Source organism: Oricola sp. (assembly GCF_022763245.1).
Lineage (GTDB): Bacteria > Pseudomonadota > Alphaproteobacteria > Rhizobiales > Rhizobiaceae > Oricola.
In genome coordinates this window covers 320,213-345,454 of the sequence record NZ_JALEGV010000032.1, presented here as the reverse complement: position 1 = coordinate 345,454, position 25,242 = coordinate 320,213, and the positions used below count along the sequence as shown (strand labels likewise).

General features: G+C 62.0%; 12 protein-coding genes. 11 read left to right on the top strand and 1 reads right to left on the bottom strand.

The window, feature by feature from the left end; genetic code table 11:
* Positions 1-13 precede the first annotated feature (13 nt).
* Positions 14-1,174, bottom strand: coding sequence for a RusA family crossover junction endodeoxyribonuclease (locus MRY80_RS15340; protein ID WP_293291914.1), 1,161 nt, complete (start codon positions 1,172-1,174; stop codon positions 14-16).
* Between the two features lie 294 nt (positions 1,175-1,468).
* Between MRY80_RS15340 and MRY80_RS15335 the strand changes: the two genes are divergently transcribed.
* From MRY80_RS15335 to MRY80_RS15285, 11 genes are all read left to right on the top strand, one after another.
* Complete coding sequence (locus MRY80_RS15335; protein ID WP_293291913.1) at positions 1,469-3,769, top strand: AAA family ATPase; 2,301 nt, start codon at positions 1,469-1,471, stop codon at positions 3,767-3,769.
* Between the two features lies 1 nt (position 3,770).
* A complete protein-coding gene (locus tag MRY80_RS15330; RefSeq protein ID WP_293291912.1) occupies positions 3,771-4,031 on the top strand; it encodes a hypothetical protein in 261 nt (86 codons plus the stop codon).
* Positions 4,032-4,686: 655 nt separating this feature from the next.
* A complete protein-coding gene (drmD, locus tag MRY80_RS15325) occupies positions 4,687-7,854 on the top strand; it encodes a DISARM system SNF2-like helicase DrmD (RefSeq protein ID WP_293291911.1) in 3,168 nt (1,055 codons plus the stop codon).
* 2 nt (positions 7,855-7,856) lie between these two features.
* Positions 7,857-11,846: a DNA methyltransferase gene (locus tag MRY80_RS15320; RefSeq protein WP_293291910.1), complete on the top strand. Its 3,990-nt coding sequence runs from the start codon at positions 7,857-7,859 to the stop codon at positions 11,844-11,846.
* Positions 11,839-12,888, top strand: coding sequence for a DUF3883 domain-containing protein (locus MRY80_RS15315; RefSeq protein ID WP_293291909.1), 1,050 nt, complete (start codon positions 11,839-11,841; stop codon positions 12,886-12,888). The genes MRY80_RS15320 and MRY80_RS15315 overlap by 8 nt, the downstream gene beginning before the upstream one ends.
* Entirely contained in the window at positions 12,816-13,691 is an 876-nt protein-coding gene (locus MRY80_RS15310; RefSeq protein ID WP_293291908.1) for a hypothetical protein, read from the top strand. The genes MRY80_RS15315 and MRY80_RS15310 overlap by 73 nt, the downstream gene beginning before the upstream one ends.
* A gap of 45 nt (positions 13,692-13,736) precedes the next feature.
* Entirely contained in the window at positions 13,737-17,189 is a 3,453-nt protein-coding gene (gene drmA, locus MRY80_RS15305; RefSeq protein ID WP_293291906.1) for a DISARM system helicase DrmA, read from the top strand.
* Positions 17,190-17,197: 8 nt separating this feature from the next.
* Positions 17,198-19,105, top strand: coding sequence for a DUF1998 domain-containing protein (locus MRY80_RS15300; protein WP_293291905.1), 1,908 nt, complete (start codon positions 17,198-17,200; stop codon positions 19,103-19,105).
* A gap of 806 nt (positions 19,106-19,911) precedes the next feature.
* A complete protein-coding gene (locus MRY80_RS15295) occupies positions 19,912-21,207 on the top strand; it encodes a site-specific integrase (protein WP_293291904.1) in 1,296 nt (431 codons plus the stop codon).
* A gap of 262 nt (positions 21,208-21,469) precedes the next feature.
* On the top strand, positions 21,470-23,197 hold the full coding sequence (locus tag MRY80_RS15290; protein WP_293291903.1) for a hypothetical protein: 1,728 nt from the start codon (positions 21,470-21,472) through the stop codon (positions 23,195-23,197).
* Between the two features lie 688 nt (positions 23,198-23,885).
* Positions 23,886-25,229 (top strand): hypothetical protein, encoded by a 1,344-nt coding sequence (locus MRY80_RS15285; protein WP_293291901.1) that lies wholly within the window; start codon positions 23,886-23,888, stop codon positions 25,227-25,229.
* Positions 25,230-25,242: the final 13 nt, after the last annotated feature.

Sequence of the window (25,242 nt, the reverse complement as noted above, 5' to 3'; positions counted from 1 at the left end):
TGCAGGCGCTTGGTTAATCTCCAGGTGCATCGCGAACCAACTGGGGCTCACGTCCGGATGGTGTTGTCAAAGCTACCACGGCAGACAGCGCATTGCGCGCCAAACCTTCGTTTGCCTGCGGCCCAAGGGTTGACGAATAAAATCCCGATGTCGCAATTGGGTCGTTGGCTGACGGGCCGCGATGCGCCCTAAGTCGGCCGTTCCACGGCTCGACGCACGAGCCCGAAAGCTGCCGCTTGCTCGGCGATCGGGCGAACAAATTGGGATGGTAAGCTGCCCGCCGATCAGTGGCCTGCCTTTGGCTGCTCGGATCGCTTAGTCGCCCGGCCGCTTGAGTTCTTCTGGAAGATGGCCGGGCCAGTAGCGCGGCTATGTTACCGTAGTTGTCTCGGACGTCCGCGACGATCCGCTCGATCTCGGCAATCTCCTCGGCATGATCGGCCCGCCACGTCTCGAACGCTGCCCGCCAATCCCGGCGGGGGTGCATGGGGAAGCCCACGATCCTGCTCCGATGAAAGCCACGGGCCGACGACGACAAGTACATGCCCTTCTGATAAGCCCTTAGCCGGTCCATACCGCTTTTGCGGAAGCGCTGGCGGGCACCCCGCTTCGCAGAACTCATCGCCTCCAAGATCAACAGGCCCGAATAGTGGTTGCGGTCAGACTGATCCTCCTGGTCGCCGTCGCTCCACATCCTGCGGCCGTGTGGATACCAGAGCCCGTCCGGCATCTCGTAAAACTCAACCGGCTTCAACATGAAGTCGTCGGGCGACCTTGATATGGACACCTCGAAGTAGGTCCGATCCCTGCCGTAGGAGTCGAGCCAGTAGATCGTGAGTGCCTGGACCTGGGTGTCGTCGAACAGGATGCCATTCGGTCCCTTCAACCCGTCCAAGATCGCCTTGGCGTAGTTGTCGACGTCGGCAGTCTCATCAGTCTCCAGCACAGTCTGCACGTCTAGGTGAAGGACGATGTCGAGCCGGACCTCGTTGGTGTAGAAGAACCGGTTCTTGAGCTCCGTCTGGATGGCCTCCTGGAAAGCCGCGCGCTTTAGCCCACCGGCCGCGTAGGAAATCGGCGCGAATTCGAACCGGTGCTGCCAATTGCCAAACATCGGGTTCAAGCCGGCGTCCGCGCCATTTCGCTCGTGCTCCAACGCCTTGTCTGAATGCATGGTCGGTTAGTCCAATCTGCGCTTATATGGCCGGCGCGATGAAGACGCCACCGAAACTCTACCGCTACGCGGGTGGAACCCAAGCGTGTCGCCTGCCGATCCGGCTTCGCGATATACCTCGGCCCACTGCGGCTTGGCCCAGTGCTGCTAAGCCACCAACTACCCGATCGAAGTGAAGCATGTGTCACCCCTGCACTCATCCGACGTGAGCCCTTACGCGGTTTAGCAGACCAATACAGAACATGTACGTAAACAGCTTTGACTCCAACTCGTTTCGGAGTCAGCTATTCATTTATGTTTAAGAAGATCGTTATTCGCAACGTGGGGGTATTGAAGGCGTTTGACGCCGGGACCTCACCGCCGCTTTCGCAGCTCACGATGTTCTACGCCCGAAATGGGCGGGGCAAGTCCACCCTCACGGCCGTAATGCGGGCGGCCCGGGATGGGTGCTCGAACACCGTCATGGCGCGGCGCTCATTGGGCAACAACGCAGCGGACCCTGAGATTACGCTCATCTCGGACAGCGGCAACCGACTGTTTAAGGGCGGCAAGTGGCAACACAAGCGCGCGCCCATCGAGGTTTTCGACGCCACATTCATTGCCGACAACGTGTTCGCCGGGGAGATGATCGACCTTCCACAGGATCGGGGGCTGTTCTCGGTCATCATCGGGGAGGAAGGGGTGCGGCTAGCCAACCTTCTCGAGCGCTTTAATGCTTACGCCAAGACGGCGGCAACGAAACTCAAGGAGGCTGAGGCGGCGATGGCGGATGACTTGCCGTCCGACATCAGCCGGGAGGCCTTCATCGCACTCGCGGCCAATCCCGCGTACGCAGACCGCCTCGACAAGGCCGAGAAGGCTCTCAAGGCGGTGCAACAAGCCGACAAGATCGCGGCGCTTAAGCAGCTCGACACCATCACTGTGCCAGAGCTCCCTGCCGACATGGCGACGGTCCTCAGCGCGACGATACCGGACATCGACGCGGCGGCGCGCGACGAGCTGGCCGACCACTTCCGACACTTCAAGCTCGGCAAGCAGGGCGAGGCGTGGGTCAACTACGGCGTGGAGCACATCCATGACGATGCCTGTCCGTTCTGCGCCCGGCCGAACGTGGACGAGCTCGGCATGGTCACGCTCTACGGGCAGATATTCGGGGAGCAGTACAAAGCCCACATGACGACCATCACCGACGCGACGACCGCGCTGGACGATGCATTGGACGAGGATGCGCGGACGACGATTGCTGCGACACTGACGGCTAATGCCGTCTCGGCAAAGGCGTGGGAGCAGTACGTTCAGCTCGGCCCCGTATTGCCCGACTGTGCGGACTTGGGGATCGACCTTGCGGAGGCCCACTCCGCCGCGAAGGACCTGTTGGACCGCAAGCGGCAATCCCCACTCGATGCTGTAGAGGATGCGATGCTGATCGCGAAGGCGAGCGGGGCGCTCTCCCGGGCTGCCGCCACGCTGACCGCCTACAACACCGCCGTTGAGACTACCAACGCCGCCACCAAGACAGCTCAGTCCGCGGCAGCGATGACTGAGGATGATGCGAAGTTGGAGGTCACGAATGCGAAGCGCCGAATTGCGCGGAACGAGGACCCGGGCGTCCAGCGCCGCATTGAAGAGTACCTCGCTGCGTCGCGGCGAGATGAGCGCGCCAAGAGCGCTCGCAAGGTGACACAGAAAAAGCTCAAGGACACCAACGAGGCGGCGGCCGATCACTACCACCTCCGCGTGAACCACTACCTCGAGCGTTTCGGGGTCTCGGCTCGAATCACGCGGCCCACGAACAGCATGGCGGGCAACGCCGGGTCCTCCGATTACTCTTTGGTCATCCGGGGTGAATCAGTGCCAAGGGGCCGTGGGCCCGGAGCCGCGCCCATCCCAAGCTTCCGCAACACCCTCTCGACCGGCGACAAGACCACGCTCGCCCTCGCCTTCTTTCTCGCCAAGCTCGACCACGATGGGGCGCTAAACCAGAAGGTTGTCGTGTTTGACGATCCGCTTGCCAGTCACGACAGCCACCGTCGCGGCAAGACGGTCGAAGCCATCAAGGAGCTCTGCGGCCGCTGTCTCCAGCTAATCGTTCTGTCTCATGACGAGTATTTCCTCCGGGATGTCGAGAAGCTCTGTGCCAGCGCAATGAAGGCGTCCTATCAGATGGAATACAGTGACGGGGGCGAGTGGTCAGCCGCGAAGCCTGTACGCCTTGCAGACCTCTGCCGGTCCGATCACACCAAGCGCCTCGACAAGCTCGCTGCCTATGCTGACCACCGGCAGGGCGACCCGGACGACATCGTGCTTCACGTGCGACAGGTGATCGAGACGCACTTCCGGCGCTCGTACACGGCCTATTTCCCGCACAACCGGAACCTCGGCCAGATGGTGTGGGACATAGACCATCACGTCGGCACGCATCCTTGCGCCGGGGTGCGGGACCGTATGGACGCCCTCAACTCAGCTACTTGCGACAACCATCACGGGGACGATGCCGACGTGATGCCCAAGAAAGGCGTTGATCCCGACGCCTTGAAGGTAATCGTCAGTGACGCACTGGAATTGGTCGGGGCGCGACGCCCGGTGCAAGAATAATATGACCGATCTCGTCTGGGTCGAAGCCCAACCCCGACGCTTGGCGCGCTACAACCGCAATCTCGCGATCGCTTATGAGCGAGCGCTAACGAAGGAGCACGACCGCGAGGGCGTGCTGATGGCGCATCTTGGGAAGGGAGCGGTCGAGCATATGCAGGTGTCACGCTTCCCGGTCGTGACAGACAATACGCGGATCGTGGCGTTCTGTAGGATCGATGGTTTCTCCGCGCGCGCCGACGCCAGCTACCCGTCGCCAGCATAGCCGCAGCCGCCGGCCCGATGAGTTTGCTCGCCCCCAATCACCCGGCCGTATCATTGAGCACTTGGCCTCGGAAGGCGTTGTCGGCCCTGCCAATGCGAGCTTTCTTCGATCGATGGCCCAAACCCGAAATCGCTTCGTGCACGGCGATCTTCGCGAAACGGTCGCCCAAAACGAAGTTAGAGGTTCGTGTACTTGCTGCGGGACCTCGTTGTCTCACCCGCGTTGCGCTCCTAAGTCATACCTATCGGCGTCGCGTTGACGCGTTCTGACAATTGCCACAGGTGCTTGACGATCGTGGGTTATCCTATGTGTCGTCAGCGTCCGCCTTCTTGCAGATGTTTCCCAGAAACCGACAGTCCGGAATCGGCCCCTTTGCAGACACCACCCGACCGACGCCAGCGCCTTTTAGCGATGAGCGGGTCACGGGCTGTACATCTGCCTTCGGAGCAAAATTTCATTCACGATCAGATCGCACTTTCACTTATACCGGAACACATTTGGTCGAGCGAAAGTCGACTTTTCGTTTCGCATCGACATTTTCATGCGCTGAGGCATGAACTGACTCAATGTTCTTCTTAATGCCGACTGAAAATAGACGGGTTGATACGCAGCGAGCTTAGCATGTTATCCCTTCTTCGTCGGGAGGCAGGGAATCATGGCACCATCCGCTGGAGAGTTCGTCCGAGTTCGTTCGCGTCGCTGGCTAGTCGAGAGCGGAGCGCAGGACGGGAAGTTCCCCGTCGTGCGACTCGCCTGCATTGACGACGATGCCGCCGGTGAGACAGTCGAGGTTCTCTGGGACGCAGAACTCGATGCCGAAGTGCTGGGTGACGAAGGCTGGGGACAGATCGCCAAGCAGGGCACAGACGATCCGGCAACCTTCTCAGCCTATCTCAAGACGCTTCGTTGGAACACGGCCACGTCGTCGGATCGGGAGCTCTTTCAGGCTCCATTCCGTGCCGGCATCCATCTCGATGCCTTCCAGCTTCTACCCCTTCGCAAAGCGCTCAGACTACCTCGTGTGAACCTGCTGATCGCCGACGACGTCGGCGCGGGTAAGACGATCGAAGCAGGCCTCGTCCTCCGCGAATTGCTGCTCCGACACCGGATCGACTTCATTCTGGTGGCCGGTCCGGCAGGGACCGTGCGCCAGTGGCAGGATGAGCTGGAGACGAAGTTCGGCCTATCATTCACGATCGTTGACCGCGAGCATCTGAACGTGCTGCGACGGGAACGGGGGTATAGTGCCGAACCTTGGTCGTCGGGCTCTCGCTTCATCCTGTCGCATTCGCTGCTGACGGACGAGACCTATGTCTCGGGATTGCGCGACCTGCTCGGCGCCTTTCGACCGCGGTCACTGCTGATCCTGGACGAGGCACATCATGCGGCGCCTGCAAGCGGCATGAAGTATGCGATCGAAAGCCAGTTCACGCGCGTTGTGCGGGGGCTTGCCGATCGATTCGAGCATCGACTGTTTCTGTCGGCCACCCCCCACAACGGCCACTCTAACTCCTTCTCCGCGCTGCTTGAGATCCTCGACCCGCAGCGCTTCACCCGGGGCGTGCCGGTCCGGCCGAAGGATCTGGATCCGGTCATGGTCCGACGGCTTAAGTCAGACCTGCGCTATTTCGGTGAGCGGTTTCCACTCCGCAAGGTCGAGCCCATCCGGATCGCCGACCTGCCGCAGAGCGCGTCCGAACTCGTGCTTTCCTCCATGCTGCGCGCATATGCGGACGCAGTGCGGACGAAGGCGGAGGGGCTGCCGCCCCGGCAAGCGGGATATGTGCGGCTGACGTTGGTCGGTCTGCAGCAGCGGCTCCTGTCCTCCATCGCGGCCTTCGCGCGCACGCTGGAGGTGCATCGCAAGGGCCTGCTGCGGGCGGCCGAAGGGGAAACCGCAAGCCACGCGGCGAGTGCGCTCGGCCAGGCTGCCGAGATGGAGGAAGAACCGCAGGACGAGGCCGCCGCCGAATTGCTGCTGGATCAGGAAGAAAACGCGGCCGCCGAAGCGGCTGGCATGGCCACGGCCGCCGTCTCCGATCTCGCCATGGTCGACGAGATGCTGAAAGTAGCGCGCCGGCACGCGCAGGAGCCTGACGCCCGTGTCGTTCGCCTTGCCCAATGGATTCGCGAGAACATGGCTCCCGGCGGGCGCTGGAACGAGCGCCGTCTCATCCTTTTCACCGAGTATGAGGATACCCGCCGCTGGCTGGAGAAGCGGCTCCAGGAGGCGCTCGACGATCTTGCGCCCGACGATCGCATCGCCTGTTTCACGGGAGCGACCTCGACGGATCACCGCGAAGAGCTGAAGCGCCGCTTCAACACCGATCCCGCGGAGGACCCGCTGCGAATCCTGATCTGCACCGATGCCGCCCGCGAAGGCATCAATCTGCAGATGCGCTGCCACGACCTGTTCCATGTTGACCTGCCTTGGAATCCTGCACGGCTAGAACAACGTAACGGCCGGATCGACCGTAAGCTGCAGCCCTCTCCCGTCGTGTACTGCCGCTATTTCTTCTACGAGCAGCGCGAGGAGGACGTCGTCTTGCAGGCGCTGGTCCGCAAGACGGAGAAGATCCAGGACGAGCTCGGTTCCGCTGGCCAGGTCATCGCCGAGCGTGTCAACCGGCGGCTGATGCAGGACGGCATCCGAGGCGCAAGCGGCCTCGCTCGTGAAATCGACGGCGACGGCGAAACCCCGGACGAGCAAACCAGAACGGCCGTCGAGGAGATGGACGACACGGTGGTCGCGCGTCGCGCTCGCCAGGCGAAGGAGCTCGACGACCTACGGTCCGCGCTGGAGGATTCGCGTGTGCGGGTCGGCGTCGATCCCAACGACCTCAAGGCGGTAATGTCGGTCGCGCTCACCCGCACGGGCACCACGCTGGACGCGCACCGCGATGGCGCGGTTGGAGAGATCCCGACCTTCCGCCTCGACCCGTCGGAACCTGCCTTCCAGACGGCAGGCTGGGCCGAGGCTCTGGACGACCTGCGGGTCCGCCGCCGCAAGCGGGGCGAGACGCTGAAGGACTGGCGTCGCGACGCGCCGGTCCGCTCCTTCAGCTTCAGGCCCGCGATCACCGAGGCAGGAGTCGATGCGGAAGGCGTCGTCCAAGTGCATCTGGAGCATCGGCTTGTCCGGCGGCTGCTCGCGCGTTTCCTGGCGCAAGGATTCGCGTCCGGCTTGTCACGGGCGAGCGTGGTGATCGGCCCCGGCGCCCAGCCGCGTGTCGTACTGATCGGTCGGCTGGCGCTGTACGGCCCGGGCGCGGCCCGCCTGCACGAGGAGATCATTCTGGTCACTGCCGCCTGGACCGAAGCCGGCCGTGGCACGAAGCCGCTGAAGCCGTTCGGGCCGACCCGGGAAGCAGCGACGCTCGCACAGCTCGAGGAAGCCTTCCGGGCAGCGCGCGTGCCAGCGTCACAGATCGTCGACCGCATCCGCCAGTTCGCTGCGCAGGACGCCGCCGATCTCGAACCGGAGCTGCGCGCACGAGCCGAGGAAGCAAAGGCCGAGGCGGCGAAGGATCTCGCCAAGATCGCCGAGGCGGAGGCGAACTCGTTGAAGCGCCTGCTCGAAGATCAGCGCGCACGCATCGCCAAGGCCGACGCCGAGCCGGACGACAGGCAAATGAGCTTCCTGCCCGAGATCGTGGAAGAGGTGGAACAGCGACGGCGGGACCGGCGGCACTGGAAGGCGAAGCTCGATCGGCTGACGAGCGACATCGAGACCGAGCCCAGGCGTGTCCGCGAATCCTATGGCGTGGTGGCAGATCGGCTCGAGACCATCGGTCTCGTTTATCTCTGGCCGGAGGGGAACTGAGAATGGCGGGGTTCGATCCGAACGAGGAATGGCTCGGCCACGTCCAGCCGGTGGGCCTGGTCGTGGCCCCGGTGGTGCTGAAGGCCTACGACCTCGTGCCCGAGCAGCAGACGCGCTCCGACACGGAGGCGGTGAAGCCGCATCTTTCGCACACGGAGAGCGGGCCCGCGCTTCTCGATCCATGGGCCTTCTTCGCCGACATTCTCGGCTGGCGGCCGGGCCGCGTCGCAGGCAGCCCCGGCGGCGCGCCGATCCCCGACGAGCTGGTTCTCCGCATCGAGGAAAGCGATATCGAGATCGCGCCGCACTGGGCCGTCGCGGATCCCGAGGGTGGTTGGCAGATGCTGGTGCGGATTGAGGCGACGGGCGTCGATCCGGACGGGCGCGGTGCGCTGGAAGGCTGGGAGGCGACGCCGCACCAGCGGCTGGAGCGCCTTTGCAAGGATCGGCAGGTCCGCACGGGAATCCTTGTGACCGACGGCGAACTGCGTCTGATTCACGCCCCACGCGGCGAGACCAGCGGCTGGCTGCGCTTCCCTCTGCGCTCGCTGGGCGAGGTTGGCGGACGGCCGATGCTGGGCGGCCTGAAGCTGCTGCTCTCCTCCTTCCGGCTGCACAACGACGCGCCGGAACGGAGGCTTCCCGCGCTGCTGCAGAAGAGCCGGGACGAGCAGGCCGAGGTGTCGACCAAGCTCGCCGCCCAAGTGCTCGGTGCGCTGCACGAGCTGATGCGCGGCCTGCACGATGCTGACCGCGCGCGCATGGAGCGGCTCGCCCGTGAGCGGCCGGAGCATGTCTATGACGGCCTCCTGACGGTCCTGCTGCGCCTCGTCTTCCTGCTCTATGCCGAGGACCGCGAGCTGATCCCGTCACGAACCGACGCCGAGGCGCGGCGGCTCTACGACCAGGGCTATGGCGTGCGGACGCTTCATGCGCGGCTGACGGAGGATCGCGCGCGCCATGAGCTGACCATGCACCTGCGCCGCGGTGCCTGGGCGCGGCTGCTCGCGCTGTTCCGGCTGGTGCATCAGGGCGACCGTTCCGGCGACTGGATTCGCGGGCGCGGCGGCAAGCTGTTCGATCCCACAACCTTTCTCTTCCTGCAGGGCCAGGACGATCCGAAGGATTCGCCGAGGCCGGCCGAAGTCTCGGACGAATGCGTGGCCAACGTGCTCGACCGCCTCCTGGTGCTGGGTGGCGAGAAGCTCTCCTACCGCACACTCGACGTCGAGCAGATCGGCAGCGTCTACGAGACGGTGATGGGTTTCACGGTGGAGACGATGGACGGCCCGGCGCTGGCCATCCGCGCGGGCAAGAACGACCGGACGCCGGTCTTCGTGGATCTGAACGGACTGCTGGCGGCGAAGCCGAACGACCGGGCCAAATTCCTAAAGGAGGAGGCCAATCGCGGCAAGGTGACGGACAAGGTAGGAAAGGCGCTGAAGGGGGCCGGCACGATCGACGAGCTGGTCGCGGCGCTGACCCCCATCGTCGACGAGCGCGCCTCGCCGGGTGCCGCGATCGCCGCCCCCGGCACGCCGCTCCTGCAGCCAACCGACGAGCGGCGGCGGACGGGCAGCCACTACACGCCGCGCTCACTCACCGCCCCGATCGTGCAGCATGCGCTGGAGCCCGCCTTCGAGCGCATCGGTCTGGATGCAAAGCCGGAAGATGTGCTGTCGCTCAAGGTCTGCGACCCGGCCATGGGCTCGGGTGCTTTCCTGGTGGAAGCCTGCCGGGCGCTGGGCGACCGGCTGGTGTTGGCTTGGGCGCGCTGGCCGCAGACCCGCCCCACCATCCCGCCCGACGAGGACGAGCCCCTGCACGCCCGCCGACTTGTGGCCCAGCGTTGCCTCTACGGCGTCGACAGGAACCCTCGCGCGGTCGACCTCGCCAAGCTGTCGCTGTGGCTGGCGACGCTCGCCCGTGACCATGAGTTCACCTTCCTAGATCACGCGTTGAAATGCGGCGACAGCCTAGTCGGGCTGACCAAGGACCAGATCGCGGCCACGCACTGGGACACGACGAAACAACCGACCTTTGTTGGAAAGCTCGTGTCCGACCATCTGAAGGAAGCCGAACGGCTGCGTTTCGAAATTCAGAAGCAGGCGGAATGGGCGAGTGCCGCAGACCTAGGCGCACAGCTGCGTATCGTCGACGGGCGGCTCGAAATGGCGCGGCTCGTTGGCGATGGCGTGCTCGCCGCGTTCTTCTCGGGAGGCAAGTCGAAGCCTCGCATCGCCGCGCTGGTGGATTTCCAGAAGATCGTCCAGACGAATATCACGGCATCGGACTGGTTCGACCGCATCGTCGCACATTCACGCAGCCTCACCACTGGTAAGGGCGCACTGCAGCCGTTCCACTGGGAAGTGGAGTTTCCCGAGGTGTTCGATCCGCGAGCCTGTGACGACAATCCGGGTTTCGATGCCATTGTCGGAAATCCGCCATTCGCTGGCAAGAACACGATCATCGCCGGAAACTGCGACCATTATCTGCCTTGGCTGCAGACGCTCCATGTAGGCGCGCACGGCAATGCCGACTTGGTAGCGCATTTCTTCCTGCGTGCCTTTCACCTGTTGCGACAGGGCGGCTCGTTGGGACTTATCGCCACCAACACCATTGGCCAAGGTGACACACGTGCTACCGGGCTGACCAAAGTCATATCCGAGGGAGGCGCTATCTCTCGCGCCACGCGGCGACTGAAATGGCCGGGCGAAGCGGCGGTCGTGGTCTCCGTCGTGCATATTGTGAAGGGTCAAGCTGTCTCGCCTGTGCTCGACATGCGAACTGTGCGCCGCATCTCGGCCTATCTGGTCGAAGGCGATCTCGATACCTCGCCGATGGCTCTTGCTGCCAACTCTGGAAAGGCATTCCAGGGCTCTATCGTGCTCGGCATGGGCTTCACATTTGATGATTTCGCCGCCGCGAAGGGCGAGGCCGAAAGCCTTGAGACCATGCGAGCATTAATCGCAAAAGATGCGAGAAACGCTGCGAGGATCTTCCCGTATTTGGGTGGGGAAGACGTCAATTCTTCGCCTGCTCACGAGCACAAAAGGTACGTCATCGATTTTGCAGACTTTCCGCTCCGTCGAGTGTCGATGGGGAAGGCGTGGAGAGACCTAACCATTCCTGACCGCGAGGAATGCCGTCGGATTGGCATCGTGCCAGCAGACTACCCCGAGCCGGTAGCTGCGGATTGGCCTGACTTGCTTCAGATCGTTGAACGACGTGCTAAGCCTCAGAGGCTCAAGCAGAAGGACAAGGTCGGAAAACGAGAATGGTGGCGTTTCTTACGACGTCGTGACGCACTCTATAGTAAGATCGCTCAGCTTGATCGCGTGATGCTAACGCCCCGCGTATCATCCTCACCGAACTTCACCATCGTACCCAACATTTATATCTTCAATGAAAAGACGATTGTTTTTTCGTTTTCTACCCTAAGTTCCTTTTCTTGCTTGCAAGCTCGGCCACACGAGGTTTGGTTAAGAGCATTCACTTCCACGCTGAAGGACGACTTGAACTACGCGCCATCGGATTGCTTTGGAAATTTTCCCTTCCCCGTCGATTCCGAGCACGAGCACTCGCTTGAAGCCATTGGTTCGGCCTACCTAGCTTTCCGTTCAGAGCTAATGATCGCCCGCAACGAAGGTCTCACCAAGACCTACAATCGCTTTCAGGATCGGGGGGAAAATGGCCCCGACATCGCACGCCTCCGGGCCCTGCACCACGAGATGGATGTTGCTGTGCTACGTGCATATGGATGGAGCGATCTGGCCAACCGCGCCTCACCGGAATTCATCGAACAAGAAGCAGATGAGGGCAAGACGCCGAAGACCCGCCTCGACTGGCCATCCGAATTCAAGGACGAAGTCCTTGCCCGCCTTCTGGCGCTGAATGCTGAACGCGCCGCCGAAGAGCGCGCCGCTGGATTGGTGGCGGCCGACGAGGGTGAAGATGAAGAGGCGGACGGAGGGGAGGACCAAAGTGCCTGATATCGTCGTTTTTCACACAGCGTGGATGGCCAGGTATGATGGCGACCGTACCAGCTTGAGTGCTGGGGGCTTCAAGTTTGCCGTCGAGAATGGCTACGGCCATGAAATGTTCAATTTTCGGGACATCGACGGTGTTCGATATGGCTATGTGCCGCCTACGGGAAACCTGCACCTGGAGAAGCATTTCGAAGTGCCTCGGCAGGCTGGAACGCTCGAAGGAGCGACCGTCGTCTGGACTGCCCCGCATCCGGAACAGGGGGGCCGCGCTGTCGTCGGCGTCTGGCGCGATGCCACGGTCTTTCGCGAGGTTCAGCACCCGACGGGCAAGCTGGCTCGCCAGAGGATGATCGACGGAGAGGCCGCCAGTTATCGCTGTACCGCGAAAGCAGAGAATTGCGTGCTCTTGGAGCCTGACGCGCGCCCGATCTTCGTCCGGCCGGGCCAGCCACGAAATGGTGAGTCGTGGCCCGGCCAGCAGAAGGTCTTCTATCCCAAGCCGGGGTCCCCTGCTCTCAAACTGCTGAACAGGATTCTCAAGGACGTCGATCCTCAACAGGCACCGAAAGGCGAGCCTGACACTCGGAAGCCGAAGGCCGGGCGGTCCAATTGGCGGGTGGATGTCGAAAGGCGCCGGAGAATCGAAGAGGCGGCTGTCCTGGCGGTTGGCATCAAACTCGAAGGCCTCGGCTTCACCATTAAATCGGTGGAGAAAGACAATCTAGGCTACGATCTGGTCGCCACCCGTGACGACGATGTTCTCCACGTCGAAGTCAAAGGTCGATCCGGAAGCGATGTCAGTGCGGAACTGACTGTAAACGAGTTTGACTGCCTCAAGAAATACCAGAGGAGCCGCAATCCAAACGCGCACTACAGGATCGCGATTGTTACCAACGCGCTCACAAACCCGATCATTAACGAGTTTGTTATGGTGCGCGGTCAGAAGTCTCAGTGGTGTACGCTCGACGGCGAATGGCGCTTGAACTTCGAGGAGCGGATGGCAGCGAGGATTACAGGTGTTTCAAACCTGGAGGCGGCAAAGTGAGAAAGGCTGAAACGATCCGCTCCGCTAAGCTCGGCAAGAAGGAGCTTCGCCTCGTCCGGATGAACGGTCGGTTCTTCGGACTCGCCGATGGCGTCCGCTGCACCGAGGGGGAGAATGCCGACGACGTCTGGCAGCAGTTGCATGACGACGCGGGCAAGACTGATCCGAAATACTTCGGCTTCGACGGCGCGCGAAAGCGCTTCCTGAAGTTCTTCCCGAACGGCTTCCATTCGGACGGATACGCTTCGCAGGAGCGCGACTACAAGCTTGCGGCGAAGGCTAAGCTCGACGAGACCGCGCCGCTCGATAAGGCGATCGACGGGACAGGATTCGGCGAAGCGGTGCTTGCCGTGTTCCGCGCTACCAACATGCTTTCACCCTTCGAGAAGACCCGTCTGCAGGACGTGCTGCGCGGTCCCCATGCCGATGACTTCGTCCGAGCAGCCGCCCGCTTCACGCTGGATGCCAGCAAGTCCCATCTTCTCGCCATGGAGCAGGCGCTGAAGCCACACGACAACGCGAAATGGACGGTTGCAACGTACCTGCCCTATCTCTGGCGGCCCGATGCGCACATGTTCCTGAAGCCGGAAGCCACCAAGGACTTCGCCGCCCGCGTCGGCCATCGCTTTGCCGATGACTACGGGGCACGGCTCAACCTGCCGGTTTACGAGAGCCTGCTCGATCTCGTTGCCAGGACCGAACGGGAACTGGCCGACCTGCGCCCGCGCGACCGGATCGACATCCAGAGCTTCATCTGGGTGGTCGGCGATTACCAGGAAGGTCGGGAAACCGTCTACGAATAAGAAGCCGGTATCGCCGGAGGCCGACGAAACCGAGAAAGTGGAAGAATGACGACCGACCCGAAATCCCCCACCGCCGTGCGCGGCCGGCTCGTCGAGACGCTGCGGCGCGACCTGATCGGTCCCGACCCGCGCGATACCGACCTGGCGGACGAAACGCTCGAAACGAATCCTTCGCGCTGGTACCTGACCGGATTCCTGGTGCCTGCCCCGGTGGACGGCGTCGACGAGGATGACCAGCTCGAAGAGACCGGCGACACCGCGACGGACGGCGAGGAGCAGAGCGACCCGGAAACGGGTCCCGCCCGTGCAGCCGACGATGCCGCCCCCGACGACCCTGCGCCGCGCCGCCCACTCGCTCCCTCGGCCTGCGGACTGACCGTTCTGGTCGACGCACGCACCCAGAGCGTCGACGTCACCGCGACCTGGGGCGACTACGTCACCGAGCCGCCGCTGCCGCCGGAGGTGTTCATCGACGAGACTGCCGCCTTCGATCCTAAGCACAAGGATGTCGTGTGGAAGCGCATTCCCGGACGGGCAAGCGTGACCATTCCGGTGCCGAAGCCCGGCGAACGCGTCAAGCGCACCCTTACAGGCTCGGCCGGACGCCAGCGGCCGGGCGGCGGGCTCGTGGTCGAAGCCTTCGCTCGACCCTACAGCCTGCCTCAGCCGGACGGCAGCAAGGCCGAGGTAGTAGCGCTGACGATCATGCTGGTGAACCGCCGCGACCCGGCGCGCCGCCGCTTCGCCGACGTGACCTTCGCCTTCCAGGTGAAGCTCGAGGTCCGGAGTGAGCTGCCGCTTCATCCGCGCATCGACATGACCGGCTTCGGTTCCGCCGATCCGGACGCCGCGACCTCCGACCTGCACTATCGCGACGTGGCCGAATATGCCGTTGGCAACGCCACCTCAGCAAGTTGGACGCCCGACGAGGATCGCCTCGTACGCGCCGCGCAGACCGACTTCCTGCCAATGGCCGAAGTTGAGCGTGTCGAGCCAAACGAGAAGATCGGCGCGACCTTCGGCATGGAGGATCTGGCGAAGCTCGCGTCAAGCGATCCGGACGCGCTGGTAGCCGCGCTATCGGGCCTCCCGGCCGAGTATGCGAACTGGATTACCGCAGAAGCAAGCGGGGTTGGCAGGATTGATGGAGAGCCGCGGCGCAAGACGGCCGAGCGCCTGCTCGACGCGGCCCGTCGCGCGCAGGGCCGGATCGAGGCCGGCATCGCGCTCCTCAAGAAGGACAAGTGGGCAAGGCTCGCCTTCCTGGCGATGAACGAGGCCGTCGCCCGCGCGGCCCGGCAGCGCACGGCGGGCCGTGGCGGCGATCCGGCGGCGCAGAAGCAGCCGACCTGGCGGCCATTCCAGCTCGCCTTCGTGCTGCTCAACCTGCCCGGCCTGAATGACAAGCTGCACGAGGACCGGGAACTCGTCGACCTGCTGTTCTTCCCCACCGGCGGCGGCAAGACGGAAGCCTATCTGGGCCTCGCCGCCTGGACCATCGCCCGCCGCCGCCTGACCGCAAGCGGGAAGCTCGGCGCGGGCGTCTCGGTGCTGATGCGCTACACGCTGCGCCTTCTGACTCTCGACCAGCTATCGCGCGCGGCAGGCGTCGTCTGCGCGCTGGAGCTGATGCGCGGTGAACCCACCTGGATGGAAGGTACGAAGCGTCTCCTCGGAGACTGGCCGATCGAGATCGGCCTCTGGGTCGGCTCCGCCGCCTCGCCGAACCGCCTCGGCGGCAAGGGCAATGCGAATCCTGATACCGCGGTCATACGCGTCAAGCGCTTCAAGACCTCGGGGCGGGAAGCGCCCGCGCCGATCAAGGCGTGTCCTTGGTGCGCCTGGCCCTTCACGGCTGACAGCTTCGCGTGCACGCCGAATCGTGACGCGCCGAAGAACATGGAAATTCGCTGCACCAACGTGGACTGCGATTTTACGGGTGCGCGGGCTCTGCCAATCCTCACAGTGGACGAGGCGATCTATCGCCGGCTTCCTGCCTTCGTCATCGCCACCGTGGACAAGTTTGCCGGGCTGCCTTGGCTCGGCGAGGCGGGCGCCTTTTTCGGCCACGTGAACCGCACGGACGAGTGGGGCTTCTACGGGGCGAACGACAAGGCGGGGGACGGAAGGCCGCTTGATAACGACTACACGCTCGACCCGCCGGACCTCATCATCCAGGACGAGCTCCATCTGATCAGCGGCCCGCTCGGGACTGTCGCGGCGCTCTACGAGGTCGCCCTCGACCGCCTTGCCACCCGTACAGTGATGGGACGCCGCGTGCGACCCAAGATCGTTGCCTCGACAGCGACCGTCCGGCGCGCGTCGGCGCAGATCAAGGCGCTGTTCGACCGCGAGACGACGGAGATTTTTCCGCCGCCCGGCCCGGACCGACGCGACAGCTTCTTTGCAAAGACCGTGCCCCCGACCGAACGTCCGGCACGCCTCTATCTAGGACTCGCCGCTCCCGGAAAGGGCCCGAAGCTCGTCTTCCTGCGCACGCTGACCACGTTGCTCGCTGCCGCCCAGAAGGAGGCGGACGACGGCAACGATGCCGACCCTTATATGACAGCGCTTGGCTACTTCAACGCGCTGCGCGAACTCGGTGGCGCGCGCCGCATCGTCGAGGACGAGGTGCGCAGCTATCTTTCCGACTATGGGGACAAGCGGCGACGCGTCGAGCCACACGACCAGCCCTTCGCGAGCCGTCGCCTGCGAGACGTGCTCGAACTCACCTCCCGCGAAAGCACCGACAAAGTAGCCGCAGCGAAGGATTCCCTTGCTGTGGTCGCCACCGACAAGGCCGGCGTGGACGTGGCGCTCGCCACCAACATGATCTCCGTCGGTCTCGACATCGGCCGTCTTGGGCTGATGCTGATGCAAGGGCAGCCGAAATCCGCGTCGGAGTACATCCAGGCATCGAGCCGTGTCGGACGATTGCCCGACAGGCCCGGCTTGGTAGTGACGCTCCTCAACGCCCAAAAGCCGCGTGACCGCCTGCACTTCGAGCGTTTCCGGCAATTCCACGCCGCCTTCTACCGCGTCGTCGAACCAACCAGCGTAACGCCCTGGGCAGCGCGAGCGATCGACCGCGCTCTCGCCGCCGTCATCGTGGCCTGCGTGCGGCATCTACATCCCGAGCTGACCGACGAGCGCGATGCCGTGGAGATGCCTGACCATGTACGAGCACAGGAGATCGTCGACGTGATCCTCTCCCGCGCGCCCGCAGACGCGGTTGTCGGCGGGCACGCGGCGTTGAAAGCGATTGTCGAGGGCTTGCTCGACACCTGGCGGCGTATCGCCGACGACCGGCGCGGAAATGCGGAGAAGCTCTACTACGGCTATCCCGGCACGCAGGCGCTCCTGCACCAGCCGCTCGACCCACTGCTGGCGGGCCTTGATCCCGACCTCAAAGCCTTCAAGGCAGGTCGTTCCATGCGAGATGTGGAGCATTCCTCGGCCCTGAAGATCATCGACAATTTCGGCAACACGCTGAGCTGAGGACCACCATGGCGAAAGTCCAAATCCGCATGGGCCAGGTGGTCGGGCTCTTCGGCCCGGGCGCTATGATGGACCTGCCCGACCGCTCGGTCCTCGTGATGGGCCTCGACCACTGGGAATCCTTCGGGCCCCAGGCATTCGAGCCGATCGAGGAACCACGGCTCGCGCAGCTCTTGGAGCGCAGGCTTGCAGGCGGCGACGACAAGCGCATTTCCTCTGACAAGCCGCTGAGCTTCCGCACGCCGCCGATCGATCCCGGCGATCCGCGCCTGCCGTCGCCGGCTATCAAGGCAAAGGTGTTTCCGGAGTGGTTCGCCTGCGATTCCATCGCCGGCGATCCGCCAAACCGTCGCCGGATCGTGCGCTTCAGCGAGCTTGAGGCACCCAAGCGGCTCGACTGGAAGGGCGACGATGGCAAGAAGCGCCACGCATCGCCGCTCCGCTTCGTCTGCGGCTGCGAGAAGGGGCACCTGCAGGATATCGAGTGGCGGCGCGTCGTGCATGCGGGCCGCTTCGGCGAGACACTTGGCGAAGGGGGTGCCTGCCGCCGCGCGATGTGGCTCGAGGATTCGGGAACCAGCGCCGACCCTCGCGACACACGGATCGTCTGCGAGTGCGGTGCGCAGCTTTCGCTGGAGGAGCTGTTTCAACCCGGCCGACTCGGTCCGTGCAGCGGCAAGCGGCTCTGGATCGGTTCGGACGATCCGGACCGCTGCGACAAGTCCCTGAGGCTTCTCACCCGCAGCGCAACCAACACCTATTTTCCCCAGATCGTTCGCGTGATCTCGCTGCCGGAATCAAACGATGCGCTCGACAAGGCGCTCGATGCGGTGTGGTCGAGCGTGGGCACCTGCTCCTCCGCGACCGAGGTCGCCATGGCGAAGCGGTTCAACCCCGTGGTCGCCGCTAACCTGGGACCCTTCTCCGATCCGGACATACTGGCTCGTATCGAAGCGCGAAGAACAGCAGGCAAGGATGCCGAGCAGTTCGACCAGCTGAATCCTCGGATCGCCGAGTTCCAGCTGATGGCAAGTGGTCGGAAACTAATCGGCGAAAACCGCCCAGATGCAAGGCTCCACGCCGAGACGCTGGACCGTGACCTGTGGGACCCGAAACGTCTGGAGATGCTGGCAGGGATCAAAGATCTGGTCGCGGTGCATAGACTTCGGGAAGTCTCCTGCCTCTATGGATTCACGCGTTTCGAACCGGCACCGCTCGCCGATGACGGCGTGGAGGATGTCGGTCTCGCAGTGAACGGCGCGCCGCTGGGTGAGACCCCGGACTGGCTCCCTGCCATCGAACAGTACGGCGAAGGCTTCTTCATTCGCCTTGACCCCAACGCGCTGATGGCATGGGCGACGCGATCAGATGTCCAGTTGCGGCGATCCGTGTTGAACGGCGGCTTGAAAGCCTGGAAGAAGTCCCGCCGCGATCGCGGCGCCTCGGACAAGATGGCCTGGGAAGGCGAACACATCGAGTACACGATGGCGCACAGCCTCTCCCATGCACTGATCAACGAGGTCGCCATCGACTGCGGTTACCCGGCAAGCTCGCTGAAAGAGCGCCTCTACCTCCTTCCGGGTCTACCGGGCCAGCCGAAGGAATGCGGCATCCTCATTTACACCGCCAGCGCCGGCAATCAGGGGACGCTAGGCGGCTTGGTCGAGGTTACCCGCCGATTCCCAATGGTCATGGCGTCCGCTCTCGGCCGTCTCGGTCTGTGTTCCGGAGACCCCATCTGTGCTGACCACGACCCCACCAGGGCCTCGGAGGACAGAGCGCTTCATGGTGCGGCCTGTCACGGATGTCTGCTGATCGCCGAGACAAGCTGCGAGCAGCGCAACGTGTTCCTCGACCGCAGCTTGTTGGTTGGGACTATTGCAGGCTCTGCCGCGTATTTCTGCACTGATGAATGATCGCGAGTCGTCCACGGCCGAGGGCCGTCTTCATGAATCTAGGGGCCATTCAGATTGCGCTGATGCATGCCGCATTACATACAATCCCTGTTGATAACAGTTAGGTTTCTGTGGATTGTGCGATCAACCCGAAGTTGCAGCTCAATGCCGGAAGGCTCACGCCAGCACCTCAGATGGGCGATTTCGGCAGGGGGGATTCGGCCCCTGGAGCAAGGACTTGCCCCTGCGCATACGTAACTGGATTTGACCACGAATCCTGATGGCGTGTGAGCCTGCCAAAAGTATCGCTCGCAGAATCCGCATCAAACGCCGTTTAAGATCAAAGGCATGCTACCGACAAAGGATTCATTTCGAGATTATGAACTAAAAGGAGAATACCATAATTTTACCTTACACCATCATGAATAGAATTACAGAACCTACGATTGGTTGAAAATACAAAGTCAAGTGGGGTTACTCAGTTGCTTGCGGACTCGAGCGAAATCAGTTCTCTTGGGCCGAAAACGGAGAATAACTCGATGCGACCCCCCTCACCCACCGAAGTAAATATCACACGATCAGGCGACGCAAAAACAACCACGCGCGTCACGCAACTTACGATCGCTAAACAACAGACAGAGCGAACGGAAACCAATGCGGCGCCTATAAGTGAGTATCATGGCATGGCCTGCTTCTTTCCGGCAGCCGCCGCAGCTTGCGACCTGCGCACGTTTCCGACGTGCGCCAATTCCCCGGGAAGCCCACCCCCCTGGGACGGACTCCTGCGCTGCGCGGAATAGCGAGAATGCGGCCTGGAGGGCAGGACGATGACAAAACTGTTTTATCCCCACGCCGAAAGGCTCCGTAGCCTGGGATTTCATGCAGCAGCCGAGGTCCCCGTACTCTTCGACGCCTCCGGACGATACTGTCGCGAACACAATCGCTATCTACGCGAACGGGCACTTGGCAAAGCTGGAATCGGGGATCGAGTTCCTTGGGAAGCCGATCGCATACCGTTGCCCAAGACTTTGGAGAACGCTGCACGCTATCTCGGAGTCTTCATCGATTGGTGCGGCTTCACGAAATCCGACTGGCGCACGCTTTGCTATAAAGTCGGAGTACTTGCCTTCCAAAACGACATGGCGCTCGGTCGGTGGTCGTTGAGCGGACGAAAGAACGATCCAAGGACAGCAAATCAACGGGCGGATGAAGCTGCAGCTTTCTTGGCTTGGGCCGCCGACCGGGGACTACGGGAGCCTTTTAATATCGAGCGACGGCTGCTTGTACGGCGCACACGCAGCGCGAGTAGTTCCCGCAAAGGTATGCGAACTGACAGGTCGAGATTAGGACGCTTGCCGGAATCTCGATCGAAGGACGTGGAGAAGGTCGGCTTCCTTCCCCGCCCACAACAAGTACGAGATTGGCTTCACGCGGTCCGCGACCAGAAAGGCTATGCGAAGTATCTCGCTTCGCGTTTCGTACTCGAGGCCGGAACGCGTTTATTTGAAACGGTCGCCATAAACGAAGACCAGATCCCTTCCCGGGAGAAGCTTGTCGAGCTTTCCTCGGCGGGGCAACTTGTAGCGCCAGTCACATTGCTTGTGACCAAGGGCGGCAGACCGCGAACGATTTTTCTAGCAATCCCGTTCCTTCTTGAAATCCGGCAATGGATCGAAGGGAAGCGACTGAGATTACGGTACCTGTGGCACAAACGTAAGAAGGCGCCCCCTTCGCCAAGACTGTTCCTGTCGGACGCTCGCGGTCATGAAGGCACACCGATTTCGAAAGCGCGGCTGTACGACTGTTTTCGTGAAGTAAACCCTCGTCCGACAGGCTGGCATACACACGCTGGCCGTCACACTTACGCATGCTTCTTCGTGCTCTACGCGCTTGAGGACGAAGCCGCGTCGGCGGGAAGAGCACTTTCCTCAATGGGTGCAGACTGGATCGTGGCGCGAGGGACTTGGTACCTCAAAACGTTGCAAAAACAGCTGGGTCACCTCAGCGAGGAAACAACAGAACTTTACCTGAGGTGGCTGGTCACCGCTTCCGGACTGTCGTCTGCGGCGACTGGATGGCACAGCTTCTTGTCCGACGGATCCGGCGAGGAGTTCGCGACATGATCCAGCCACGTCCACAGGAACCACCACCGCCGGAACGAGGCCTTTGTTTCTGGGTGAATTCTCACGATGGATCCCACTACAGAGTCGATCTGACTGAATTCGCTGCAGGCGGCAGACGTGCGAACTTGTCGCCGCGATTTCGGAAAAAGTGGCGCGGTGATTTTCGGGGTAGACCGGGATTCGCCCAGGGCCTTGCAGAGATACTGCAGGTTCTTTCTCCGCCGCCAGCTACGAGAGGTCCGTCAGGGCGCATTGCCGCCAGTTGCTGCGCTTCCTGGACCAAATAGATCCAGAAATGAGCGTTCAATCATTTGACCATCTTGAGGACAGTCATGGTGTTGCGCTCAAGCGATGGACGGAAAAGGAAGGTTATAGCGGAAACGCCTACAAACAAATCAAGGCTCTGGTGGACGCCGCACGGTTGGTGAGTGGATGCACGCCGCTCTTTTGGCCTGCTCGCTCAAGGGATCGGATTGCCCATAAAGACGACGTCGACTTGAAGGGATTCCAGCGGCTGTACAACGCAATGAAGAAGGAGGCGATGTCCATCAAGGCCATGTTCCAAGAGGGGCACATATTGGCCGAGGCAGGAAGGGATCCCAGGGGGAGCCAATCAGAGAAAGGAAGCGCTGAGTGGGAAGTGAGAGAAAACCATGCTTGGCTGGTTCAAGAGCTGACGCGCGATATCCTGCCCTCAAAGCAGAAGTTTTACGCTTCAGGTGGCAGGGGCCTTAACAAGGCAAACAGGGCGGCCCAAAAACATGACGGCCCGGAATACCTTGCGCCAGGCATGACGGAACGTGCCCGTGAGGGAATTGTCGGCAAGCTGCGCTGGTTCCATCCCAGCTACCAGGACACTGCGATCTACCTGTGGCTGTTTCTATTGGGCACCGGCTGGAATCTGGCCACGGCTGTTGAAATCGATGTATCGGAGGAGAGCGCGTGGTGCGAGCCCCATCCCCAGAAGCCAAAATTCTGCATCATCCACAGCTACAAGAATAGGCCCGGGAAGGAAGTATTCATTCCATGCCTACGGAAGCCGGAATGGCACCCGTATCGCATCCTCAGATTCATGATCGAACGGACCGCGCCGCTTAGGCGCACGGTGCTCAAACGGCTTGCTGTAGCTCGTGCAACGTTAAAGGCACAAGGCACCCCGGAAGCGGCTGCCGAAGTAGCAAGACTAGAGGCGATGTCGAAAAGCCCATGGCTGTATCATGTCGTGAATCAGGTCGGTGAGATCGGGTATCTCACCAGCAGCGATTCCTTTCACCTGAACAACATCGTTAGGCTAGTCGCTGACAAACACGGGTTGTTCGAGCAACATCCAAGCTTGGCGGCTGTTGTGACCCGCGATGGCAGGAGCGCTTGGATAGGGCATGCCTACATAACGAGCGGCAACAACATCCTGATTGCGCGGCTTGCGGCCCAGCACGCCGACTACAGTTCGCTCGTCCACTATCTCAATCGCCGACGCTATCGAGCTCAAAGCGAGGGCTTGGTCCGCAGCTTCCAAGACGCCGCTTTCAGCGAAATAGAAAGTGGGCGCGTCGTAGATGCGTCCCGAATTCGATTGATGCTGGAAAGAGGGCAGATAACGCCGGAGCAGGAGAGACGGCTGCTCGATGTTCGAAAGCGGACGCGTCTGGGTATGGGATGTCTAACCCCCACGACCCCTCCACCGGGAATTTCACCCGATCACTTGCCAGGGACCGTTTGTCGGGTTCAACGATGCACCGGATGTAGCAGCGGTATAGTGTTCGGTGACAGCATTATCCCCCTCGCCCGTGCGAGAGCAGAACTCCTCTTCATTCAGCGAACGATCCCCATGGCGGCATGGGCCGGATCATCATTCGCAGAAGAGGCAGAAGCGCTTGAGTCGACGCTGGCCGAATTCGACGCCGCAGAAGTCGAGGAATTGGTTCAAGACTGGCTCGGCAGGCTTCTGTCGGGAGAGCGTCAGGCCCATGATACGTTCCCTGCCTATTGAGCCTGCAATGGCAACCCGCCCCGAAGAGTGGGTTCCCGCCTTGACCCTCGCAGTTGGCAATTACTCGTCCCTCGGCGCTATGCCTTGGGAGCAAGTTCGTCACATCGAAATCTTCCCGAACGTTAGGGTGGGAGAGAGCACCTGGATTGTCCCCGAAGAATGGCTGCCGCCCGGGGAGCTCCGGCGGGCCCGCAGCAGGACACTGGTAGTTTCGTGCGCGCGGGAAGGCCAAGAATTAGAAGATGGAACATCGATAACAGACCAAAGCATCCGACGGTCACTCCTTGCGCTGGCTCTCCCCCGAAGGACGCGCACGGGCGTAAGGAGCTTGAAGCCTTCCAGTTGGCTGCAAAAAGCTCGGTTGCTTCTGCACATGGCGGAATGGGTTACATCAAACCGAACATCGCCGGATCGCACTCTCTGGTCCCATTTGTCCGACGAAGATTGGAAGACGATGCCGCTGGAGCTTTCGGATTCATCAGGATCCCGTGAGAGAATTCGTGCAGTGATACGGGACCTGGCCGAACTTGGGAGTCGAGGAGTCCTTTCCGACTTCCCTCTCCCTCAACCCGTAGCCGGACGAACCCCAACGGGCGTCGTACTGGAAACCCCTTCTCGAGAAGAAACTCCTCGCCGTGTTCCCGAAGAAAAGGAAGCCAGATCAACAGAACCCTTTAGCGACGCGTTCGTGAGCGAAGTGGTTCGCCGCGCCATATGGCTGCAAGATAACTTGGGTTCGCAATTGATAGAGTGCTGGGCGCTGCTACGGTCCCATGCAACAGAAGCCGCTTCGAAAGGCCGGAGTACAAGCCACCCGAAAGCGATCGAAGAACGCAGGGCAATCATAGCGTCCTTCCCTTGGCATGATGCCTCGGGCGATCCGCTAGACCACCTTCCTTGGGAAGTTTCGTGGACCAAGGAAAAACGCACGACAGCTATCTGGCCACCTCGCGACGCCAGCAGCATCAACATCATGATCGGTGTGCTGCAAGCGTTGAACTACTGTGTGGTCGGCTTCTGCACGGGTGGCCGCTCGAGCGAGCTGCTCGATGGTGATGACACTTCGGTTGATCCCGATAACTCGGGTCATTACCAGGCACGGACTGTCAAGCTCGAAGACACCGAAACAGGCCGCATTCGCGATTGGCCGATCCATCCTAGAGCTCGAAGGGCGCTGCACCTTCAGCAAGAGATCGCGCAGGTCATTCGCCCTGACGGCGAGGGACATTTATGGATGCTGCTCCAGGATGGGGCTGAACCGGCCGGCTCACCTCTTCGCAACGTGAACGAACCGGTTGTCCGAGCCATTTCTCAGCTAGGATTGAAACATCTGACGGGAAACAGTCGGCCCCATTCGCACCGATGGCGACATACGGTTGCTCGATTGATCGCCCTTTGCGTCGCATCGGCGCCTCAGGTGCTGATGGACCTTTTTGGTCACCGCGACCTGGAAATGACGCTGCACTACATGCTTTCGGATCCAGAAATCGCCCAAGAGGCAAAGAGGGTTGCTTCCGAGATCGCGTATGCAATAGCCGAGGAGGCGCTTGGCGACGTCGAGGCCGGAACAGCTGGTGGAGCCGTGGCAACTTCGCTTGAGAATGGCATTGCCGACTTCAAGATGCGACGCGGGGAACACGAACTTGGCAGCGAAAGCCTGTCGGAAGCGATCAGAATCCTGACCTTCAATGGCTCCCACTGGGAACTGGTCCGGCCAGGGGTACTTTGCACAAAAGGACTCGGAGAATTCGGTCCATGCACCCAAGGGAGAGGCTCCCCTGACCCCGGCGGCTGCCGCACCAGTTGCGAACATCGTCTCGAGATGGCGCGAGCCAAGGCGGATTGCGCGGGAGCTCTGGATCAGTTGCTGCGTGAGCACGCCATAGCCATCGAGGAACAAGCCGGTATGGTCCTCGCGAACATAGAAGGGCAAATCCTCGCGCATTTGAAGCGTTGGGACGATGTGCGGGAAAAGGTATTCGCCAGCAGCGAAACAGCAAGGTCGATTTGGTCCAGCCGCCGAACCGCATGAATGGAAGCACCTC